20 protein-coding genes are annotated in these 20007 nt (G+C 65.1%); 14 read left to right on the plus strand and 6 right to left on the minus strand.

Features of this window, described 5'->3' with window-relative positions:
- Positions 1-11 precede the first annotated feature (11 nt).
- The gene (locus AC3ANW_RS01790; protein ID WP_488343498.1) at positions 12-995 is read right to left on the minus strand and encodes a LysR substrate-binding domain-containing protein; all 984 of its coding nucleotides are present in this window, start codon (positions 993-995) and stop codon (positions 12-14) included.
- Between the two features lie 144 nt (positions 996-1139).
- Here AC3ANW_RS01790 and AC3ANW_RS01795 point away from each other — a divergent pair, with 144 nt between their 5' ends.
- Positions 1140-1505, plus strand: a complete 366-nt coding sequence (locus AC3ANW_RS01795) for a DUF2917 domain-containing protein (protein ID WP_488343499.1) — start codon at positions 1140-1142, stop codon at positions 1503-1505.
- On the opposite strand, the gene AC3ANW_RS01800 is transcribed toward AC3ANW_RS01795, so the two are convergent.
- Entirely contained in the window at positions 1431-1826 is a 396-nt protein-coding gene (locus AC3ANW_RS01800; protein ID WP_488343500.1) for a BLUF domain-containing protein, read from the minus strand. The genes AC3ANW_RS01795 and AC3ANW_RS01800 overlap by 75 nt on opposite strands.
- A gap of 90 nt (positions 1827-1916) precedes the next feature.
- Here AC3ANW_RS01800 and AC3ANW_RS01805 point away from each other — a divergent pair, with 90 nt between their 5' ends.
- The 3 genes from AC3ANW_RS01805 to AC3ANW_RS01815 all read left to right on the plus strand — a co-directional run bounded on the left by AC3ANW_RS01805 (position 1917) and on the right by AC3ANW_RS01815 (position 3523).
- Complete coding sequence (locus tag AC3ANW_RS01805; protein ID WP_488343501.1) at positions 1917-2672, plus strand: Crp/Fnr family transcriptional regulator; 756 nt, start codon at positions 1917-1919, stop codon at positions 2670-2672.
- 129 nt (positions 2673-2801) lie between these two features.
- Positions 2802-3011: a hypothetical protein gene (locus AC3ANW_RS01810; protein WP_488343502.1), complete on the plus strand. Its 210-nt coding sequence runs from the start codon at positions 2802-2804 to the stop codon at positions 3009-3011.
- Positions 3008-3523, plus strand: coding sequence for a pyridoxamine 5'-phosphate oxidase family protein (locus AC3ANW_RS01815; protein ID WP_488343503.1), 516 nt, complete (start codon positions 3008-3010; stop codon positions 3521-3523). Before AC3ANW_RS01810 ends, AC3ANW_RS01815 begins: the two co-directional genes overlap by 4 nt.
- 55 nt (positions 3524-3578) lie before the next feature.
- Here AC3ANW_RS01815 and AC3ANW_RS01820 read toward each other — a convergent pair whose 3' ends face one another.
- The gene (locus AC3ANW_RS01820; RefSeq protein WP_488343504.1) at positions 3579-4511 is read right to left on the minus strand and encodes a DUF6279 family lipoprotein; all 933 of its coding nucleotides are present in this window, start codon (positions 4509-4511) and stop codon (positions 3579-3581) included.
- Between AC3ANW_RS01820 and glmU the strand changes: the two genes are divergently transcribed.
- The 3 genes from glmU to blaOXA are packed head-to-tail and all read left to right on the plus strand — an operon-like array spanning position 4492 to position 7482.
- Positions 4492-5883, plus strand: a complete 1392-nt coding sequence (gene glmU, locus AC3ANW_RS01825) for a bifunctional UDP-N-acetylglucosamine diphosphorylase/glucosamine-1-phosphate N-acetyltransferase GlmU (protein ID WP_488345331.1) — start codon at positions 4492-4494, stop codon at positions 5881-5883. The two genes, AC3ANW_RS01820 and glmU, sit on opposite strands and share 20 nt — an antisense overlap.
- Before the next feature lie 43 nt (positions 5884-5926).
- Positions 5927-6676 (plus strand): sensor histidine kinase, encoded by a 750-nt coding sequence (locus AC3ANW_RS01830; RefSeq protein WP_488343505.1) that lies wholly within the window; start codon positions 5927-5929, stop codon positions 6674-6676.
- Positions 6677-6678: 2 nt separating this feature from the next.
- A complete protein-coding gene (gene blaOXA, locus AC3ANW_RS01835) occupies positions 6679-7482 on the plus strand; it encodes a class D beta-lactamase (protein ID WP_488343506.1) in 804 nt (267 codons plus the stop codon).
- On the opposite strand, the gene AC3ANW_RS01840 is transcribed toward blaOXA, so the two are convergent.
- On the minus strand, positions 7476-7964 hold the full coding sequence (locus AC3ANW_RS01840; protein ID WP_488343507.1) for an Lrp/AsnC family transcriptional regulator: 489 nt from the start codon (positions 7962-7964) through the stop codon (positions 7476-7478). The genes blaOXA and AC3ANW_RS01840 overlap by 7 nt on opposite strands.
- Before the next feature lie 139 nt (positions 7965-8103).
- Here AC3ANW_RS01840 and glmS point away from each other — a divergent pair, with 139 nt between their 5' ends.
- Both glmS and AC3ANW_RS01850 read left to right on the plus strand, forming a co-directional pair.
- Positions 8104-10041 carry a glutamine--fructose-6-phosphate transaminase (isomerizing) gene (glmS, locus tag AC3ANW_RS01845; RefSeq protein WP_488343508.1) on the plus strand — a complete coding sequence of 646 codons (1938 nt, stop codon included), beginning with the start codon at positions 8104-8106 and terminating at the stop codon, positions 10039-10041.
- A gap of 66 nt (positions 10042-10107) precedes the next feature.
- The gene (locus AC3ANW_RS01850) at positions 10108-10806 is read left to right on the plus strand and encodes an SDR family NAD(P)-dependent oxidoreductase (protein WP_488343509.1); all 699 of its coding nucleotides are present in this window, start codon (positions 10108-10110) and stop codon (positions 10804-10806) included.
- A 216-nt stretch (positions 10807-11022) separates the two neighbouring features.
- Here the strand turns inward: AC3ANW_RS01850 and AC3ANW_RS01855 are convergent, their stop codons facing one another.
- Both AC3ANW_RS01855 and AC3ANW_RS01860 read right to left on the minus strand, forming a co-directional pair.
- On the minus strand, positions 11023-12234 hold the full coding sequence (locus tag AC3ANW_RS01855; protein WP_488343510.1) for an MFS transporter: 1212 nt from the start codon (positions 12232-12234) through the stop codon (positions 11023-11025).
- Positions 12235-12358: 124 nt separating this feature from the next.
- Positions 12359-12532 (minus strand): hypothetical protein, encoded by a 174-nt coding sequence (locus AC3ANW_RS01860; RefSeq protein WP_488343511.1) that lies wholly within the window; start codon positions 12530-12532, stop codon positions 12359-12361.
- Between the two features lie 79 nt (positions 12533-12611).
- On the opposite strand from AC3ANW_RS01860, the gene AC3ANW_RS01865 reads away from it, so the two are divergent.
- From AC3ANW_RS01865 to AC3ANW_RS01885, 5 genes are all read left to right on the plus strand, one after another.
- Complete coding sequence (locus tag AC3ANW_RS01865) at positions 12612-13361, plus strand: hypothetical protein (protein ID WP_488343512.1); 750 nt, start codon at positions 12612-12614, stop codon at positions 13359-13361.
- A gap of 32 nt (positions 13362-13393) precedes the next feature.
- Positions 13394-15523 carry a TonB-dependent siderophore receptor gene (locus tag AC3ANW_RS01870; RefSeq protein ID WP_488343513.1) on the plus strand — a complete coding sequence of 710 codons (2130 nt, stop codon included), beginning with the start codon at positions 13394-13396 and terminating at the stop codon, positions 15521-15523.
- Positions 15524-15728: 205 nt separating this feature from the next.
- Complete coding sequence (locus AC3ANW_RS01875; RefSeq protein ID WP_488343514.1) at positions 15729-17948, plus strand: ATP-binding protein; 2220 nt, start codon at positions 15729-15731, stop codon at positions 17946-17948.
- Positions 17945-18403 (plus strand): response regulator, encoded by a 459-nt coding sequence (locus AC3ANW_RS01880; RefSeq protein ID WP_488343515.1) that lies wholly within the window; start codon positions 17945-17947, stop codon positions 18401-18403. Before AC3ANW_RS01875 ends, AC3ANW_RS01880 begins: the two co-directional genes overlap by 4 nt.
- Positions 18396-19991 carry a hybrid sensor histidine kinase/response regulator gene (locus AC3ANW_RS01885; protein ID WP_488343516.1) on the plus strand — a complete coding sequence of 532 codons (1596 nt, stop codon included), beginning with the start codon at positions 18396-18398 and terminating at the stop codon, positions 19989-19991. Before AC3ANW_RS01880 ends, AC3ANW_RS01885 begins: the two co-directional genes overlap by 8 nt.
- Positions 19992-20007 lie beyond the last annotated feature (16 nt).

Raw genomic sequence — 20007 nt, forward strand, 5'->3', positions numbered from 1 at the left:
GTCCTCAGTCGTCAATCCAGCCCGTCCTCCATGTCGGGGTCCGGCTGGTCGCCGATGGTGTTGCGTGTCAGGCGGGCTTCGGCGCGCAGCCAGTCGCAGAAGGCCTGCACTTCCGGCCGCTGCGCACTGCGCGGGCCGATCAGCAGCCAGTAGGCAAGCGACGAATCCAGTCTCCGGTCGGGCAGGGCTTCGACCAGGTCGCCGGCGGCCAGGCTGTCTGCCACCAGCGGCAGCCGGGCCAGCGCCACACCCTGCCCGGCCAGCGCCGCCTGGGCGATCTGCGACGCGTAGTTGAAGTACAGCCAACGGCGCGGCTCGATCTGGGTGTCCTGCGCCAGAAACCAGCGCTGCCAGCTGAGCGTGGCCATCTGCGGCGAATGGTGCAGGTCTCCGGCCTCGATCAGGGTGAAGGCGTTCAGGTCGTTCGGCACCCGCAGCGGCGGCGCCGACTTCAGCAGCCAGGGACTGGCCACCACCGCCAGCGACTCCCCGAACAGCCGTTCGGCGCGCGAATTCACCCGCGACGGCGGGCAGTAACGCAGGGCCAGATCGACATCGGATGTTTCCAGGTCTACCGAGGTATCGGTGGCGTCGATGCGGATGTCGATATCCGGATGGCTGCGCTGAAAAGCCTCCAGCCGAGGGATGAGCCACAGCGAGGCGAACGACGCCCAGGTGCTGACCGACACGGTGCGCCGGCCGCTTTCGTTGCGCAGTTGCCGCACCGTGGTGTCGATGGCATACAGACCCGACGTCACCACCCTCAGCAATCGCGCGCCGGCGCTGGTCAGTTCGACCGCGCGGGTATGGCGCAGGAAAAGCACCAGGCCCACATCGTCTTCCAGCGCCTGGATCTGCCGGCTTACCGCCGATTGGGTCAGCGCCAGTTCTTCGGCCGCCATCCGGAAGTTGAGATGGCGTGCCACCGCCTCGAAAGCCCGCAGGTTTCCGGCGGCGATGGGGCGGGTGCGCAAGGCGGATCGGGCGACGGCCATGGTTTGCAGCGGAAAAGATTTAAAAATCGCGGCGGTCCGTTCATTCATGCGTGAATGGAATCAGTGGGCGGGCTCTAAATCATGGTCGCCCGCCCAGGCCGCCGGGGATGATCAGCATATCCCGCACACCCCTCCGAGACCGCCATGCGTCCACCATTCGTACCCAATTTGCAACAATCCCGCCTCGACGCCGGGACTGCGATCACCTGGCGTTTTGACCGGGCGACCGTCTTGAGCGTGCAGCAGGGCAGGGTCTGGATCACGGTCGACGGCGAGGGCGGCGACTGGTTCCTGGATGTCGGCACGGCGATGCGGGTCGCGCCGCGCCAGCGCCTGGTGCTCGAAGCTGCCGGTCGGCCGGGCGAGCCGGCAATGGTCGCCGTCTACGCCGAAGCCGTGCCGCTGGTCGGCGCGGTGCAGACCTTGCGCCGCCGACTAGCGCTCCAGGTCGAAGCCTGGGGTCAGGGACAGGAAGGCTTGAATCGCGGCGTCGGCGTCCAGCGCACGTAGCACTTCGCTGGTTGGCGGCCCATCGCCGTATGCGTAGCCGCTGAGGAAGTTGCGGAAGCGGCGTTCGTCGCATCGCCCGTGTTGCATCACTTCGAAGGCTTCCAGACGCAGGTCCGACTTGAAGTGGTCGATGCAGGTCAGCACCGCGCGGTGTTCACCTTCGATGTAGTGGCAGAAGCCGGCGCCGTCGAACGCCATCAGGCCGGTCACGCCATGGGCGACGGCATGCTGCCGGGCACGGGCGAACATGGCCGATACGGCCTTGACCGAGGTGCCGGGGCTGAGTTGGGAGACAGCGAGAAGAGCGAATGAAACAGGCATGGCGTCGGATCAAGGGCGGCGCAGTTTAGGAAGCCGCTGCCAAACCTCCAATGTCAAAAGACATGCCTGCGACTCTTAAAATGCGGCACCTTGAAAGCCCTCACCGATCCTCCCGGGTGCCCGCCGGCCTGCAGGCGCTGCGAACTGCGCCAGACCGATGCGTTCGTCGATTTTTCGGAGCAGAAGCTCGACTACATCCAGAGCTTCCGCGAGAGCGCCATCGAGCTGGCGGCCGGTCGCCAGATCATTGCGGAACACAAGTCGAGCACCCGCCTGTTCACTCTCTACGGGGGCTGGGCGTTTCGCTATAAGACGCTGTCGGACAGCCGTCGCCAGATCCTCAATTTCCTGGTGCCGGGCGACTTCATCGGCCTCCAGGAAGAGTTCGCCGATGGCGCCACGCCGGGCGTCGAGGCGCTGACCGATGTCACGCTGTGCGTGTTTCCGCGCGACGGCCTGTGGCAGATGTTCCGCGACGATCCGCAGCTGGGCTACGACGTGACCTGGCTGGCGGCGCGCGAGGAAAGCCTGGTAGACGAAGGACTGCTCACCACCGGTCGGCGTACCGCGCTCGAACGTGTCGCCATGCTGCTGGTTCACCTGTATCGCCGGGCCGAGCGGGTCGGACTGGCGCAGCAGGGCAGCATCGCATTTCCGTTCAGCCAGCAGCACATCGCCGACGCGCTGGGGCTTTCGCTGGTGCACACCAACAAGACACTGCGGCGGCTCGGCCGCATGGGCATGCATTCGCTGGACGGCGGCCGGCTGGTGATGCACGACCCGCGGGGCCTCGAAATGGTGGCCGACTACTACCAGCGGCCGATCCGGAAGACGCCGCTCATCTGACCGGCCGCAGGCACATGTAGGCAAGCGCTGACAGACGTCGGCCAAACCAGATGACACCCCTGGCCATCGCGCGTTTCTATGCTGTTGGTTCGCGCCGAAAGGCGAATAAAAACCAGTCGAGAGACAAGCATGTCCATCCATTCACTGACCTCGGCACAGGCGGCTCGCAAGCGTTTTCCGCAGCGGCAGCAGCAACCCGCGCGCTTCTGGCTCAACCGCCAGCAGCAGCAGCAGGGTTCGTCCGAATACCAGTACGGCCGCACGGGCCCCAGCGCCGCCACCGACATGGTGCCGGACTCCCACGCTTTCCAGACCCAGCAGAAATCGAGGACTTCATGAAGACAGTCGCGCAAACTTCCGAAGGCATGCAGAAGATCGTCGATCTCATCAAGGGCATCGGCCCGGGCATGCTCACCACTCCCGACAGCCACGGCGTGCTGACCAGCCGGCCGATGATGCCGCTGGAGGTGGATGCCAACGGTGCCATCTGGTTCTTCACCAAGCCGTCCGGTGACAAGGAAGCACCGGCCGGCAAGGTCAATTTGGCCTTCGCCGATCCATCCGATGCCAAATACGTGTCGATCAGCGGAAGTTCCACCCTGATCTTCGACCGCGCAAAGGTCGAGGAACTCTGGTCCGCAGCGGCCAAGCCCTGGTTCCCCGAAGGCAAGGACGACCCGTCGCTGGCCCTGCTGCGGGTCGATGTGGACGACGCCGAATATTGGGATTCCAACTCCAGCCGCATGGTGCGCATGCTGGCCATGGCCGCCTCCGCCGTGTCCGGTAAACCGGTGGGCATGGGCGAAAACCGCACGGTACATAACCCGGTGGCACCCGCGCCGGCGGCCTGATCCACGCCATCCGTCCAAAAAAAGGGCTGCCTCGGCAGCCCTTTTCATTGCCGCATCAGGATTTCTCGGCCAACTCCACTGCGCTCTGCCGATATTGCTGAAGCCGCTTCACCGCATGCGCGCGCTGCGTATCGTTGGTGCTGTTCTGCACCTCGGCCATGGTTTCGCAGCCTGCGCGCCGCACTTGCTGCTGATGGGCTCTTCCTGCGGCGTCGGATGCGTCGAAGCCATTGTCGATCAGGGCGCCGATGGCCTTGCGGGCGTCTGACAGCGAGGTGTCGGGCGTGGCCTGCAATTTTTCAAGGGTTCGCAGCACTTCGCGTTGCTGGCGTAGACGCCGCTCGTTGTCGTACACAGGATCGAAGCCGCCGTTGTTCACATATTTGCGGATGCTGTCGCGCTGCGGCGCGTCCAGCTTGCCGTACAGGTTTTCGGCGTAGTCGACGATTTTTTTGTAGCGTTTCTCGTCGCGTTTGGCCGGCGACATGTCCAGCCATTCCTTGCGGTAGTCCGCGTTGTTCTTGTCGTAGCGCTTGCGCAATCCGGCCAACTGATCGGAGGTCAATGTTAGTGCCAGGGTGGCCGCAGACGGCTCGGCCTGCGAACCCACCGCGCGCAGCCGGTTGCGCACCGAATCGACCAAACCGCAGATCTGGTCGGCCGTCACGTCCTTCACCGCCATCAGGCTCATCTGGTCGAGCAGGTTGGCGATCTGCGGCAATTCTGCCTTGCGATGCCAGGACTGCAGCGCTGCCAGGTCGTCCTTCACCCGTTCTTTTTGCGCTGCGCTGAAGTCCACATAGCCGTCCAGCCACCAGTAACTCACTTCCGGCAGCGTCTGGTAGCCGAGCTTCACCGCGCTGCACGCCTGCAGAACAAGGGCTGCGGCGGCCACCCCGATAATCCTGCGCCAGGGGCGCTGCTTTGCGCGTGAATGAAATCTAGGAGTTGTGATGGGTGTGAACGGCATGTTGGATGTGGTGGTCATGGCCGCTGGCAAGGGTACGCGGATGAAAAGTGCGCATCCGAAAGTGTTACATCGCCTTGCCGGCCGCGCCATGCTGCGCCACGTACTCGACACCGTGGCAGACCTGGGTGCGCGACGGGTGGTGGTGGTCACGGGCCACGGTGCCGATGCAGTGGAAGCCGCACCCGCACCGGATGCGCTGGCCGGCCGCCTGGGTTTTGCCCGCCAGATTCCCCAGCGCGGCACCGGAGACGCGGTGCGACATGCCGCACCGCAACTGGCCGGCGACGGCACGGTGCTGGTGCTCAACGGCGACGTACCGCTGATCGCCGTGGACACCCTTCGCTCCCTGGCTGACGCGGCTGCCGGGGGCGCGCTGGCCTTGCTCACCGTGGTGCTGGAAGACCCCACCGGGTACGGCCGCATCGTACGGGCCGGCGACGGAAGCGTGCAGGCCATCGTCGAGCAGAAGGACGCCAGCGAAGAGCAGCGTGCCATCAACGAAACCTATACCGGCGTGATGGCCGTGCCCGGCGACCGCCTGGCCGGCTGGCTGGCCCGCCTGTCCGACGACAACGCCCAGAAGGAGTTCTACCTGACCGACCTGGTATCGCTCGCCGTGTCGGACGGCGTGCCGGTGGTGGCGGTGGCGACACCCGACCTGATCGAAGTCGCCGGCGTCAACAGCCCGGCCCAGCTGGCGGCCCTGGAGCGCGCCTACCAGCGCCGGCAGGCCGACGCCCTGCTCGAGGCCGGCGTACGGCTGGCCGACCCGTCACGTTTCGACCTGCGCGGCCAGTTGCTGTGCGGCCAGGACGTGGACATCGATATCGGCTGCATCTTCGAGGGCCGTGTGTCGCTGGGCGACGGCGTGCGTATCGGCGCGCATTGCGTGCTGTCCGACGTGCAGATCGCTGCAGGCACGGTGGTGCATCCCTTCAGCCATATCCAGGGCGAGTCCGCCGGCATCGAGGTGGGCCGCGACGCCCGCATCGGCCCGTTCGCCCGCCTGCGGCCGGGTGCGCGGCTGGGCGACGACGTCCACATCGGCAATTTCGTCGAGGTCAAGAACAGCTCGCTGGCCGCCGGTGCCAAGGCCAACCACCTGGCCTACCTCGGCGACGCCATCGTGGGTGCCCGCGTCAACTACGGCGCCGGCAGCATCACCGCCAACTACGACGGTGTGAACAAGCACCGCACCGTCATCGGTGACGATGTTTCCATCGGCAGCAATTGCGTGCTGGTGGCGCCTGTCACCATCGGGGCCGGCGGCACCGTGGCCGGCGGCTCGACCGTCAGCAAGGACACCCCGCCCGCGGCACTTACCGTGGCCCGTTCACGGCAGGTGACCATCGAGCGCTGGAAGCGCCCAATTCGTAAGACCCCGAAATAAACGTGCAACAGTCAGTACAAATGCGGTACACAGGCGTTGCGCCATGAACACGAGTCCATATTCCTCATCTTCGCCGGTCACGGCGGATCGGCCCGAGCGTCGTGACCGCCGCAACCCGCGTGCCGACCTGGACGACCTGTTCCGCGCCATCTCGCACGATCTGCGCGCGCCGGTTCGACACATGAGCGCTTTCGGCATCATGTTGCGCGAGCGCCTGGGCGAACTCGGCAGCGACGGCGAGGCGATGTCCTGCCTGGACGCGATGGACGAGGCCACCCAGAACCTGGGCCGCATGATCGACGGTGTGCTCGAGCTATCGCGCATCGCCCGTGCACCGCTGCTGCGCCAGCCGCTCGACCTTCGCACCCTGCTCGAAGAGGTCCGCGCCGAACTCGAAGTCCAGGCCCGCGGCCGACATATCGACTGGCAGCTGGCCGATGACTGGCCGCCCTGCGAGGGCGATGCGGCGCTGGTGCGGCAGCTGTTCGAACGGCTGCTGTCCAACGCACTCAAGTTCACCCGCAAAAAGTCCGACGCCAGCATTTCGGTCTTCTGGCAAACCACGGCGGACGGGCGACCGGAATTCGTGGTGCGCGACAACGGCGCCGGTTTCAATCCGGCCCATGCTTCCGGACTGTTCGGCATCTTCGAGCGGCTGCATCCGCAGTCCGAATTCGAAGGCCTGGGCGTCGGCCTCGCGGGTGCGCGGCAGATCGTCGAACGCCACGGCGGCAGGATCTCGGCCGAAGCCGCGCCGCACGCCGGTTGCACCGTCAGTTTCACCCTCGGTTGATCATGCGCAAGTTTTTCGTGGCGGCCCTGCTGGCGGCCGTGTCTTCCGTGCCCGTGATTGCCGGCACGATCTGCACCATCGTCGCCGACGCTTCCGATGGCCGTGTGCTGCTGGAGCAGGGCGATTGCCGTACCCGCGTCACGCCGGCATCCACCTTCAAGATTCCGTTGGCGGTGATCGGTTTCGATACCGGTTTCCTGACCGGCGACCACACGCCGGTGCTGACCATGCGGGTCGGCGACCCCGACTGGGGTGGCGAACCCTGGCGGCAGCCGACCGATCCGGTGCGCTGGCTGAAGTATTCGGTGGTGTGGTATTCGCAGCGCATCACCCACGCGCTGGGTGAACCGACCCTGCATCGTTACGCACAGGGCTTCGGTTTCGGCAATGCCGATTTCGCCGGCGACCCCGGCCAGGACAATGGCCTGGACCGTGCCTGGATCATGTCGTCGCTGAAGATCTCTCCGCTGGAGCAGGTCGTGTTTCTGCGCAAGCTGGTCAACCGGCAGTTGCCGGTGAGCGCCTCGGCGACTGAGCGCACCCTGAGCATCGTCGAAACCTTCCATGCTCCGGACGGCACACAAGTGCAGGGCAAGACCGGTTCGGCCTTTCCACGCCGGCCGGACGGCAGCTTCGACGAAGCCCGAGCCTACGGATGGTTCGTCGGCTGGACGCTCGGAAGCGGGCGGCACCTGGTGTTCGCCCGGCTGGCGCAGGACGAACGGCTCGAATCGCCGTCGTCAGGCCTGCGCGCACGCGACGCCCTGTTGCGCGACCTGCCCGCCCTGAAAGCCGGTTTTCAGTAGGCCTTGAGCGGCAGGGCCGGGTCGAACTTCGACCGTTTCACGCTGAAGAAGGCCTTGACGTTGCGCACGTTGGCGTCGGCATGGAACAGGCGCCGTGCCAATTCCTGGTAGTCGGGCATGTCGCGGCAGCGCAGGATCAGGATGAAGTCAGGCCCGGGCGATACCCTGTAGCACTGTTGCACCGCCGATTCCGCTCCGGCGCGCAGTTCGAAGGCGTCCAGCCGCTCGGTGTCCTGCCGGTCCAGCGTCACTTCGACGATCACGCTCAGTCCGTGACCCAGCAAAGGTGCCAATCGGTCGCTGTCGAGCAGCGCCACCTGCCGGCTGACGACGCCGGATTCGACCAGCCGTTTCACCCGCCGCAGACATGTGGCCGGTGACATGCCCGCGGCGTCCGCCAGTGCCTGGTTGCTGCGTGAAGCATCTTGCTGGAGCAAGGCCAGCAACTGCCAGTCTGCCGAGTCGATGGAGATTTCGTTCATATGTGGAGATTATGTGAACGAAGATTCCATATTTCATGCATACCGAAATTTTCGCCCAAACTTGCCGATTAATTGGCTGAAAATTTTTGCGCGTCGGTCATACGATCGACTTGCAACTTCATTCCAAGGTAAGTCATCTATGTGCGGCATCGTCGGCGCGGTCTCCACCCGAAACATCGTTCCTATCCTCGTCCAGGGCCTCCAGCGCCTTGAATACCGCGGTTACGACTCCTGCGGCGTGGCGGTCTACGATGCGGCGGCAGTCAATGCCACCGAAGGACCGCTGCGCCGATCGCGCAGCACCTCGCGTGTTGCGGAACTGCTGGCCCAGGTCGCCACCGACAAGGTCGAAGGCGGTACCGGCATCGCCCACACCCGCTGGGCCACCCACGGCGCTCCGGCGGTGCACAACGCCCACCCGCATTTCAGCCACGGCCCGAACACCATCGACGGCCTGACCCACCGCCCCGGCCGCATCGCGCTGGTGCACAACGGCATCATCGAAAACCACGACCAGCTGCGCGCCGCACTCGAGGCCAAGGGTTACGAATTCGCCAGCCAGACCGACACCGAGGTCATCGCCCACCTGATCGACAGCCTGTACGACGGCGACCTGTACGAAACCGTGCAACAGGCGGTCAAGCAGCTGCATGGCGCCTACGCCATCGCCGTGTTCTGCCGTGACGAGCCGCACCGCGTGGTCGGCGCGCGCGCCGGCTCGCCGCTGATCATGGGTGTCGGCGCCAAGGACAGCGGCGGTGGAGAACTTTTCCTGGCGAGCGACGCCATGGCGCTGGCCGGCGTCACCGACCAGATCGTCTACCTGGAAGAAGGCGACGTGGTCGATCTGCAACTGGGCCGTTACTGGATCAGCAACCTGGGCGAAGGCGGCGAACATGTCAGGGTCGACAACGCCGCACGTCCGGTGCGCACCGTGCAGGCGCACAGCGGCGCGGCCGAACTCGGCCCGTACCGCCACTACATGCAGAAGGAAATCTTCGAGCAGCCCCGCGCCATTGCCGACACCCTCGAAGGCGTGGCCGGCATCGTGCCCGAGCTGTTCGACGGCCAGGGCCGGGACGGCCAGACCGGTGCCAGCGCCTGGCGTGTGTTCCAGGAAATCGACAACGTGCTGATCCTGGCCTGCGGCACCAGCTACTACAGCGGCTGCACCGCCAAGTACTGGCTCGAATCCATCGCCAGGATCCCGACCCAGGTCGAGATTGCCAGCGAATACCGCTACCGCAGCTCGGTGCCCAACCCGCGCACGCTGGTGGTCACCATCAGCCAGTCCGGCGAAACGGCCGACACCCTGGCCGCGCTCAAGCATGCCCGCAAGCTGGGTATGGAACAGACGCTGACCATCTGCAACGTGGCCACCAGCGCCATGGTCCGCGAATGCAAGCTGGCCTACATCACCCGTGCCGGTGCCGAGATCGGCGTGGCCAGCACCAAGGCCTTCACCACCCAGCTGGCCGGACTGTTCCTGCTGACGCTGGTGCTGGCGCAGAGCCGGGGCTTCCTGGACGCCGAAGCCGAGGCCGCCCACCTGAAGGCCATGCGCCACCTGCCCATCGCGCTGCAGTCGGTGCTGGCGCTCGAACCGCAGATCATGGCCTGGGCAGACGAGTTCGCCGCCAAGGAAAACGCCTTGTTCCTGGGCCGCGGCCTGCACTACCCCATCGCCCTGGAAGGCGCGCTGAAGCTGAAGGAAATCACCTACATCCACGCCGAGGCCTATGCCGCCGGCGAACTCAAGCACGGCCCGCTGGCGCTGGTCACCAGTGAAATGCCGGTGGTCACCGTAGCGCCCAACGACACCTTGCTGGAAAAGCTGAAGAGCAACCTGCAGGAAGTGCGGGCACGCGGTGGTGTGCTGTATGTGCTGGCCGACGCCGACACCCGCATCGAGCGGTCCGAGGGCATGAACGTCATCCGCATGCCCGAGCACTACGGCGCGCTGAGCCCGCTGCTGCACGTGGTGCCGCTGCAGCTCCTGGCTTATCACACGGCGGTGGCGCGCGGCACCGACGTCGACAAGCCGCGTAACCTGGCCAAGAGCGTGACCGTCGAATAAGGCGTCGGGCCTGCCGCTCCACCACTCGAACGCATCAGCCGTGCCCCGGTATTCATGCAGCGCCCGATGCTGTCACTCCGCTCCGGCTACAGAGCGCTTGTGATCGGCGCCTCGGGCGCCATCGGTGGCGCTCTGGTCATGCAGCTGCGCGCCGACCCCGAATGCGCACATGTGCGTGCGCTGGGACGCGCCAGCCGGCCGGCGATCGATTTCAATTTGCCGGCGAGCATCGGCGAAGCCGCTCAGGCTCTGCTCGACGAAGGCCCCTGGCACCTGGTGATCGTGGCCACAGGCATGCTGCAAGGCCCCACCGGCGGCCCCGAGAAACGTCTTGGCGACATCGACGCGCAGCACATGGCGGCCAGTTTTGCGGTCAACACCATCGGACCCGCCCTGGCGCTGGGGCATTTCGTGCCGCAGCTGGCGCGTGGGGAGCGCAGCGTGTTCGCCGTGCTGTCGGCCAAGGTGGGCAGCATCGGCGACAACCGCCTGGGCGGCTGGTACAGCTACCGTGCCTCCAAGGCTGCCCTCAACATGGTGGTCAAGACGGCCGCCATCGAACTGGCGCGTACCCATCCACAAGCGGTGATCGCAGCGCTGCACCCCGGGACCGTGGACTCGGCCCTGTCTGCACCGTTCCGCGGCGCGCTGGTCGGGCGGCCCGCCAGCGACGCGGCCCGGCAGTTATTGACCGTGCTCGACGGCCTGATGCCGGATGAAAGCGGTGGTTTCCGCGCGTACGACGGGCAGTGCCTGCCCTGGTGAATCAGCGCCTGGAACGACGCCGGGTGCCGGCCTTTTCAACCGTCCGCCGGTTGCTCAGATCGCCTGCGCGACTCGAAGAACCGTTTTGCCGCGCGTGCGGCCGGTTTCGGATGGTTCCAGGGCCTGCCGTACATCCGCCAGCGGCAGCACGGTTCGCGATCGCCTTCCGGCAGGTCACGACCATGGAACCGATGGAGTTCATCGAAAGGTCGACGGTCACCCGCCCCGACGCGGAATCCAGCACCCCAGCGCCGCCGCCGCCGCCAGCGCGACCGCCCCGGTGACCGCGATGCCGGCGGCCAGCGACAGGCTGCCGGCCAGCAGTGACAGCAGGGCAGGGCCGCCCGACGAACCGATGTCCGACAGCAGGCGCCACACCCCCAGAAAGTGCGGCCGCCCGTGGCGCGGCGAATGGTCTGCGCCCAGCGTCATGATCATTCCCGAGCCGATGCCGTTGCCGAAACCGATGGCCATGGCCACCAGCAGCAAGGTGGTCGCACCGGCCGTCAGCGGCATCGCCAGCAGGGCCAGGCCCATGATCAGCATCGACGGCACGGCCACCCAGCGCCGGCCGAAATGGTCCATCACCTTGCCGGCCGGATAGAACACCAGCATGTCGATGCCACCCGACATGCCGTAGATCAACGATGCCACCGACGGCGCCAGGCCCAGGTGGTCGGCCCAGAGCGGAATCACCGCCTGCCGCGATGCCCGCACCGCACTCACCAGCAGCACCGCCAGACCCAGGGTGAGGAAAACACGGCGATGTTCGCGCAACGTCGAGGCTACCGTGACGCGGGCCGGTTCGGACTGGCCGGGCGGCACGGGCGGTGCCTGCAGGTCCGGCATGCGGGCACCCAGGGCGGCGGCCGCCAGCACCGCCACCAGCCCGACCACATAAGCCGCCTCCAGACCGAACAGGTGCACCGCGCCGGCCGCGATGAATGGTCCGGCGAACATGCCGATCCGCATCACCCCACCCAGCGCCGACAGCGCGCGCGCCCGGTAGTTCGGCGGCACCACTTCGCTCATGTAGCTCTGGCGCGCCAGGTTGTAGACCGCCTGCGACATGCCGACCATCAGGCATCCGGCCGCCAGCAGGATGAGCTGCGAAGTCAACAGGCACAGGCCCATGCCGACCGCGCTCCACAGGCCGGCCGCGACCATCGCCCAGCGTTCACCGAAACGCATGGTGATCGCCGACGCCGGGATGTTGTTGATCAGCGAACCGATGCCGATGAGCGCGATGATCATCGCAGCCATCGGGATGGAGGCGCCCAGTTCGCGTGCGGTGAGCGGGATGATCGGCAGGATGGCCCCTTCGCCGATGCCGAAAAGCAGGGAAGGCCCGAAGGCCACGACGGCGATGCGGCGCAGCGAGAACGAATCGGGTTTCGCCTCGCTGGCGGTGGCGGCTGGATTTGACATGGAAAGGCTGGCTTCGAAACGACGCGCCCCGGCGGGCGGATGCACCCCATTCTGCTATCGCCGGCACACGGGCTCCGGGTCACGGCGGTCAGCGGGGCATGGAAGACACCGGCCCGCGACTGTTTCAACAGCCCGTTCCAGCCGCTTCAGAAAAATAGAGGAGCTTGGGATACGGCGCATTGAAGGTGTCCAGGTGGCCGTCCGTCGGGTTGCGGTCGCCGCCGATGGCGTATGCCCCCAGGCGCGAAGCGCGGACCCGCCGGCAGGTGGCGCGTACACCATCGAAGCTGCGTCGCACGTTCGGGACTTTTTTGAACGGCTGCTGATACCTCTTCGGAGACTTTCATCTTTTCGAGTTTCGTTCGGCTTACCGGGAGATGACTACCAAGAACCACTCCGAACTGCCGCATCTGCCTGGAGCGCCATTGCTGCGCAGCCGCCGCGCCGCCCTGCTGTCCGCGAGCCTGCTTGCCACCAGCCTGTCCCGGCCCGCATTCGCCGCCCTGGCAACGCCCGCCAGGAAGATCTTTCTGGTCGTGCGCATGGAAGGCAAGAGCCTGCCGGTCGACCAGCAGATCCGGCAATACCTCACCGACCGCGGTTTCGCCGTCACCCTGCAGAGCCAGTACGCGCCTGCCAGCGCCGCGCTCGAGGCCGACCTGGTCGTGCTGTCTTCCACCGTCCGTTCCAACGACTTGCTGGGGGCCTACCGCAACCTGCCGGTGCCGTTGCTGACCTGGGAAAGCGACTTGCTCGACGACATGGCGATGACCGGCAAACGCGTCGACACCGACTTTGGCAGTGCGGAAAAGCAGCGCTACGTCTGGCTGGTCAACGCGCCGCACCCGATGGCGGCGGGCCTGCCTGCCGGTGTGGTGAAGGCCTACGAAAAACAGGTCCCCATGAACTGGGGCAAGGCCGGCCCGGGAGCCACGACCATCGCCACGCTGTACGGCCAGCCTGAAAAGGCGGCCATCTTCGGCTACGAGAAGGGCGCCACGATGGATTACGAATCGCTGGCGCCCGCGCGGCGCGTGATGTTTTTCCTGGACAACGAAACCTTTCCGGTTCTGTCCGATGCCGGCAAGAAACTTTTCGACGCTGCCGTCGATTGGGCAATGGCCTGAGCGATTATCAAAAAAAACCCGTCATATTGACCATGTACATCCGTCGCACGCCCTCCCTTCGCAAGAATAATGTCACGCTCGGCATATTGCGGTTTTCTTCATCCGTCGCATTGACCGCGGGTTCCTCCCTGGTTTTTGCGCAATCCGCCACTCCGCCGGGTTCGGAGCTGCAGACCGTCACCGTCCAGGCCGAAAAGCGCCAGGATAATGAAAAGACCTATGCGGCCAAAACGGCGCCCAGTGTTTTGCGCTCCGACGCCAGTCTGTTCGACACCGCGCAATCCGTCAGTGTCATTACCGGCCAGCAGATCGCCGAACGCCAGAACCGTTCGGTGGCCGAAGCCCTGGAAGGTGTGGCCGGAGTGTCTTCCGGCGTTTATGGCCGGCGCGGCTGGGACGACTTCATCATTCGCGGCCAGATTTCCAGCGCACAGACTTATGTCGACGGCCTGCGCACCCAGTCTTCCACCAACGTATTGCGCGCCGAGGATATTTCCGGAATCTCTTCCATCGAAGTGCTGAAAGGGCCGACCTCGGTGGGTTTCGGCATGACATTACCCGGCGGTTTGGTCAACCTGACCACCAAACGCCCGCAGCCGGAATCGTTCAACCGTGCCGAAGTGACCGTGGGCAATTACGGGCTGAAGGAAACCACTTTCGACGTCAACCGGTCGCCCAACGGCACGGCAAAAGGTGCATTCCGTGTCGTCGGACGGGTGTCCGATCAGGATGATCCGACGGATTATGTGTACTTCAAGAATTACTACATCTCGCCGTCGTACAACTTCGACCTGGACCGCCGCAACGACCTGTCGGTCATCGCCAGCTACCAGCACCGCAATTACGTGCGCAACCAGGGTGTGCCGGCCAATTACGCCAGTTACGGTCGCAACGTCTTCACCGGCGAACCGGATCGCCATTATTCGGTCGACGTCTACCGCATCGGCTACAGCTACGCCCATTATTTCGACAGCGAATGGGTCTACAAACAGAACTTTGCGATCAGCCAGGGCCGCAGCTGGAGCAACTCGGTGTTCTCCGCGGCGAATGCCACGTTCCCGGTAGTCACCCGCCAGATCAATTATCAGGACAAGCAGGACGTCAATTTCGCCTGGGATAATTACCTGCAGCGCAACTTCAATTTCTCGCGGATCAATTACGACCTGACCGTCGGTGTCGACCTGATGCGTGAAAGAAGCGATTACTACAGCCGCGTCGACAACATCAACTCCTTCGACGTGCGGACCATGAAATACGGCGTCACATCCATCAGGACCGGAACCCCTTCGTATAACCTGACCTATAACCAGTACGCCGGCATCTATACCCGCAACACCATCAAGATCGACGACAGATGGGTCATCGGCCTGTCGGGCCGGCAGGACTTCACGCAGGTCGAGATCCGCAACCGCATCAACAACACCACCGTCAAGAACTCGGACAGCCCTTTCACCGGCAGCGCTTCGGTCATGTACCGCATCAACGAACATGTCGCGCCGTATGTCAGTTATTCCACCTCTTTCCAGCCGGTGACCGATTCGGGTGCCAACGGAACCCTGCTCAACCCCGAGACCGGCAAACAGGCCGAAATCGGCATGAAGTTTCAGGCGCTGGCCGAGCGGCTGCAGGGTTATGTGGCGCTGTATGACCTGAAACGCACCAACGTCACCGAGACCGACGCCACCCTGAATTACTCCATTCAGACCGGCGAGCAGACCACGCGCGGTTTCGAGGCCGAACTGGCAGCTGCCGTCACCCGCCAGTGGAATGTCTCGGCGGCCTACAGCTATATCCCGAGCGCTGAAACCACCGCGAGCGTGACCGCCAGCGAAATCGGCAAACGTATCAACCACGTGCCGAAAAACGCAGCTTCGCTATTCAGCCAATATTATTTCCAGCCCGACAGGATGGGCTGGAACATGGGCGCGGGCATTCGCAGCCAGGGCGATCGCACGGCGCAACGCGGCACCTATTTCGTCAACCTGCCGGGGTATGCGCTGTTCGATGTCAACGCGGGTTTCCAGCAGAGGAGCTGGGGTGTGAACCTGAGCATCAAGAACCTGTTCGACCGGGATTACCTGCAGGGCACGACGCCCAATGCCCAACTCATCGCATTCGGCAGTCCGCGCACCATCTCGGTGAACGCCAGGTTCGACTTCTGACCGGCGCCAGGCAGGCACGGAGCCTTGAATCGGACCCGTGCGCAACTGCCCGGATGTACCGACGCATGTAAAAAGACATGGAATCCGCAGCTTGAAGACGTAAGCGTAGGAAACGGCTGACAAGGATTTCGGTTTGAACCGACGATGATCCTGGGTTTTCCATCGCATCAACTGCCGCTTTCGCCAGCGGGCCTCCGTTCGATCCATGCCCGCCATCGACATCACCGCCTGTGACCGCGAGCCCATCCGGGTGCCGGGCGCGATCCAGCCGCACGGTTACCTGCTGGCGCTGGATGCCGAGGCGCTGGAGGTCAGGTTCTGGAGCGCGAACTGGGGCGATGTCTCGGTCGCCCGGGCTGCACGGTCCGGCCTGGGCGAAGCAAAACTCCGGTCCTTGCCGCCTGGCCATGCGGCCGTCGCGGTGGGCGGTTTCGATCTGCATGGGCAGGCGCTTTCCGCCTGGGCCCATCGGCTGGGTGATGTGGTCATCGTCGAATTCGAAGCACGCGTCCCCAAGGCGGCGCTGGAAGCCCCGCTCTACGAGTTGGCGCGAGACTTCCTGCCGCAGCTGCAGGGCGTATCCGAGGTGCAGGCGCTGCTCGATATCGCGGCGCGCGAACTGAAACGGCTCACCGGTTTCGGCCGTTGCCTTATCTATCGCTTCGACCCAGACGGCCACGGCGAAGTGCTGGCACAGGCCCTCGACGCCGGCTACGACAGTTATGCCGGCCACCACTTCCCGGCCTCTGACATTCCGCGCCAGGCTCGCGAGCTGTACCTGGCCAACCGCTTCCGGCTGATACCCGACGCGGGTTACGAACCGGTCGCCCTGCTCGCCACCGACACGACCGCCGTCGAGCCCGGCAGCCTGGACCTGTCCCTGGCCTACCTGCGCAGCGTGTCGCCGGTGCATCTGGAATACATGCGCAACATGGGCACGCTGGCGTCCATGTCGGTCTCCATCGTGGTCGATGGAAAACTCTGGGGCCTGGCTTCATGCCACAACCACGAGCCCCGTTTCCTCGTACCGGAAGTGCGCGCCGCCTGCAGTCACCTGGGGCAGTTGCTGTCGATGCTGGTCGAAGCCAAGGAGGCCAACACCGAGGTCGAATCCCGCCTGTCGCTGCGCAAGATCACGCTGCAACTGGTGGCGCATCTCTCCGACAGCGACCCGACCTTGCGCGGCCTGGTTTCCGAACCCACGCTGCTGCTGCGCATGGCCCACGCCACGGGTGCGGCGGTGGTGCTGGACGACCAGGCGTGGACGGCAGGCGAAACGCCCGACGAAACCCGGCTGCTGGAGATGGCCGACTGGGTTTCCAACACGGGCCGCGACGTTTATGACGTCGACCAGCTGTCCACGGCCTTCCCGTCTGCAAATGCCGAGGCCGGGCAGGGCGCGGCTGTCGCCGGTGTGCTGGCGCTTTCCATTTCACGGGTGCACCGCCATGTCATCCTGTGGTTTCGCCCGGAAATCGTGAAGACCATCACCTGGGCCGGCGAGCCGCACAAGAAGATGGTCGCCGACGCCACCGGCCGCATCCACCCCCGGCGCAGCTTCACGAGTTGGGTCGAACAGGTCGGCGGACGCAGCCGGCCCTGGTCCACCGCCGAGGTCAGCGCCGTCAACGAACTGCGCCAGGCCCTCATCGGCATCGTGCTCAAACGTGCCGAAGAAGTGGCGGCGGTGGCCAATGAACTCAGCAAGGTCAACAAGGAACTGGAAGCCTTCTCGTACACCGTGTCGCACGACCTGCGTGCACCCATGCGCCACATCGCCGGTTATGTCGACCTGGTGCTGGAATCCGAAGGAAGCCTGCTCAGCCCCCGTTCGCACCGCTACCTGGGCCATGTGAAGGACGCTTCGGCCTTTGCCGGCCAGCTGGTCGATGCACTGCTCGACTTCTCCCGCATGGGCCGCTCGGCGCTCAAGCTGCGCGACGTCAACGCCGAGGAAATGGTCGCCAGCCTGATCCGCGAGCTGTCCCGCCAGGATGCGACCCGCGACATCACCTGGAAGGTCGAGCCCGGCCTCCGCTCGATGCCGGCCGACCCGGTGCTGCTGCAGGTGGCCGCACGCAACCTGCTGTCCAACGCAGTGAAATACACCCGCAAGCAGGCCGCGCCGGTCATCACCATCCGGCCGGTGGCCAGCGAGGGTTTCGTCGGCATGGAAGTGGAAGACAACGGCGTCGGTTTCCAGATGCAGTACGTCGCCAAGCTGTTCGGCGTGTTCCAGCGGCTGCACAAGTCCGAAGACTTCGAAGGCACCGGCATCGGCCTGGCCAACGTCAAGAGAATCGTGGAGCGGCACGGCGGCAGTGTCTGGGCCAGGGGCGAACCGGGCGTCGGTGCGACCTTCGGCTTCCTGCTCCCGCAAAAGAGTGAATCGAATCCCGCAAATCCTGCGCAAGCTGAAAAATGATTAAACCGATCCTGCTGGTCGAGGACGACCCACGTGACCTCGAACTGACCCTGCTCGCCCTGGAACGCAGCCAGCTCGCCAACGAAGTCGTGGTGCTGCGCGACGGTGCACAGGCGCTTGAATATCTTTTCCGTGAAGGCGAACACGCTGACCGCGAAGCAGGCAATCCGGCGGTCATCCTGCTGGACCTGAAGCTGCCGAAGGTCAACGGCCTCGAAGTGCTCGAAGCCGTCCGCAAGAGCCCCACGCTGCGCGCTACTCCGGTGGTCATGCTGACCTCTTCGCAGGAAGAAACCGATCTGGTGCGCAGCTACGAATTGGGCGTCAACGCCTATGTGGTGAAGCCGGTCGAATTCAAGGTCTTCGTCTCGGCCATCGCCGACCTGGGCATGTTCTGGGCGGTACTCAACGAGCCGCCGCCGGGTTCGCTCAAGGCGATCCGAAGCTATGACTGAACGCAAGCTGTCGGAGTCTTCCGACCTGCCTCTCAAGCTGCTGTTGCTGGAAGACTCGCCCTTCGATGCCGAACTGCTGTCGGAAGAACTGAAGGAAGCCTATCCGCGTGCAACGCTGGTGTTGGTGTCGGACGGCGATGGTTACGTCGATGCCCTGGCCCGAGGCAGCTTCGACGCCATCCTGTCGGACTACGAGTTGGCGGGCTACAGCGGCAGCGAGGCCCTGGCCCACGCGCGGGAGCACGCGCCGTTCGTGCCCTTCATCTTCGTGTCGGGTGTCATCGGCGAAGACAACGCGGTCGAACTATTGAAGCAGGGCGCCACCGACTACGTGAGCAAGGGCCGCCTGTCGCGCCTGCCGGTGGTGCTGGAACGGGCCATGCGTGAAGTGGCCGAGCGTGCCGCGCGCAGCAACGCAGAAATATTGCTGCGCGCCGCCAAGGACGAAGCCGAGCGGGCCAATCAGTCGAAGGATCGTTTCCTGGCGGTGCTGTCGCACGAGTTGCGCACCCCGCTGTCGTCGATGAAGTTCGCCGCGCATCTGCTGGAAAAGGTCGCCACCGTGCCCGACAAGTACGCCGACCTGCTGCCCACCATCCGGCGCAACGTGGTGCTCGAGGCGCGGTTGATCGACGACCTGCTGGACGTTTCCGCCATCTCTACCGGCAAGCTGAGCATCAAGCCTGAAGTGGTCGACATGCGTGAAGTGCTGGGCCAGGTGGTCAAGACCAGCCAGGAACAGAGCGAACAGAAGGGCGTGCGGCTGGTGTACGAGGCCGCCGACGAACCGGCCTGGGTGGTGGGCGACGACGCACGACTGCAGCAGGTGCTGTCGAACATCGTGCGTAATGCGCTCAAGTTCAGCGAGACCGGCGGGGAGGTGCGGCTGTCCAGCCGCATCGACGCCGACGGTTTCATCACCTGCAGTTGCACCGACCAGGGCGTGGGCATCAAACCCGAGGTGATGGAACGTATCTTCGTGGCCTTCGAGCAGGCCGATAAGGATGTCGCCCGCCGTTTCGGCGGCCTGGGCCTGGGACTGGCCATCGCAAGGCACCTGACGCAGCAGCACGGCGGAACGCTGAGCGCGTACAGCGACGGGCCGGGGCAGGGAGCGACCTTTACCGTGCGGCTGCCGCTGGTGGCGGCGAAAACCGCCGAAATCAGGCGGCCGGCCGCCGCGCCTCAGCTCAAGGCCGCGTCAGAGACCGAGGGTTTCAGGGTGCTGCTGGTGGAAGACAACCTGGCCGCGGCGCAAACCCTGAGCCTGTGCCTGGAAGCCTTCGGCTGGTCGCCGGTGCATGTCGAGACCTGTGCCGCCGCGCTGCAGATCGCAGCGAACGATTCCTTCGACATCGTGCTGACCGACCTTGGCCTGCCGGACGGCAGCGGCATCGACATCGGCCGCGCGCTGAGCGGGCGCCTGCCGGTGGTGGCGCTGACCGGTTACGGCGCCATCAGCGATATCGAGAGCACTACCGGCGCGGGGTTCGATGCCCACCTGGTCAAGCCGGCTGACCCGGCGGTGATTCATGAAGTGCTGGGGAAGGCGCTGCGGGCGAGGAGCCGGGTCGGGGTGGCGGGGTAGTTTGGTTTTTCGGGTT

This window comes from Xylophilus sp. PBN-3R (genome assembly GCF_057747805.1).

What these genes read in the sequence shown, in the direction of transcription:
- AC3ANW_RS01810 (WP_488343502.1), top strand. Translation starts at nt 2,802, where the DNA reads ATGTCCATCCATTCACTGACCTCGGCACAGGCGGCTCGCAAGCGTTTT.
- blaOXA (WP_488343506.1), top strand. Translation starts at nt 6,679, where the DNA reads ATGCGCAAGTTTTTCGTGGCGGCCCTGCTGGCGGCCGTGTCTTCCGTG.
- AC3ANW_RS01870 (WP_488343513.1), top strand. Translation starts at nt 13,394, where the DNA reads ATGTACATCCGTCGCACGCCCTCCCTTCGCAAGAATAATGTCACGCTC.
- AC3ANW_RS01795 (WP_488343499.1), top strand. Translation starts at nt 1,140, where the DNA reads ATGCGTCCACCATTCGTACCCAATTTGCAACAATCCCGCCTCGACGCC.
- AC3ANW_RS01800 (WP_488343500.1), bottom strand. Translation starts at nt 1,826, where the DNA reads ATGCCTGTTTCATTCGCTCTTCTCGCTGTCTCCCAACTCAGCCCCGGC.
- glmU (WP_488345331.1), top strand. Translation starts at nt 4,492, where the DNA reads ATGTTGGATGTGGTGGTCATGGCCGCTGGCAAGGGTACGCGGATGAAA.
- AC3ANW_RS01815 (WP_488343503.1), top strand. Translation starts at nt 3,008, where the DNA reads ATGAAGACAGTCGCGCAAACTTCCGAAGGCATGCAGAAGATCGTCGAT.
- AC3ANW_RS01855 (WP_488343510.1), bottom strand. Translation starts at nt 12,234, where the DNA reads ATGTCAAATCCAGCCGCCACCGCCAGCGAGGCGAAACCCGATTCGTTC.
- AC3ANW_RS01875 (WP_488343514.1), top strand. Translation starts at nt 15,729, where the DNA reads ATGCCCGCCATCGACATCACCGCCTGTGACCGCGAGCCCATCCGGGTG.
- AC3ANW_RS01830 (WP_488343505.1), top strand. Translation starts at nt 5,927, where the DNA reads ATGAACACGAGTCCATATTCCTCATCTTCGCCGGTCACGGCGGATCGG.
- AC3ANW_RS01880 (WP_488343515.1), top strand. Translation starts at nt 17,945, where the DNA reads ATGATTAAACCGATCCTGCTGGTCGAGGACGACCCACGTGACCTCGAA.
- AC3ANW_RS01885 (WP_488343516.1), top strand. Translation starts at nt 18,396, where the DNA reads ATGACTGAACGCAAGCTGTCGGAGTCTTCCGACCTGCCTCTCAAGCTG.
- AC3ANW_RS01850 (WP_488343509.1), top strand. Translation starts at nt 10,108, where the DNA reads ATGCTGTCACTCCGCTCCGGCTACAGAGCGCTTGTGATCGGCGCCTCG.
- AC3ANW_RS01790 (WP_488343498.1), bottom strand. Translation starts at nt 995, where the DNA reads ATGGCCGTCGCCCGATCCGCCTTGCGCACCCGCCCCATCGCCGCCGGA.
- glmS (WP_488343508.1), top strand. Translation starts at nt 8,104, where the DNA reads ATGTGCGGCATCGTCGGCGCGGTCTCCACCCGAAACATCGTTCCTATC.
- AC3ANW_RS01865 (WP_488343512.1), top strand. Translation starts at nt 12,612, where the DNA reads ATGACTACCAAGAACCACTCCGAACTGCCGCATCTGCCTGGAGCGCCA.
- AC3ANW_RS01840 (WP_488343507.1), bottom strand. Translation starts at nt 7,964, where the DNA reads ATGAACGAAATCTCCATCGACTCGGCAGACTGGCAGTTGCTGGCCTTG.
- AC3ANW_RS01820 (WP_488343504.1), bottom strand. Translation starts at nt 4,511, where the DNA reads ATGACCACCACATCCAACATGCCGTTCACACCCATCACAACTCCTAGA.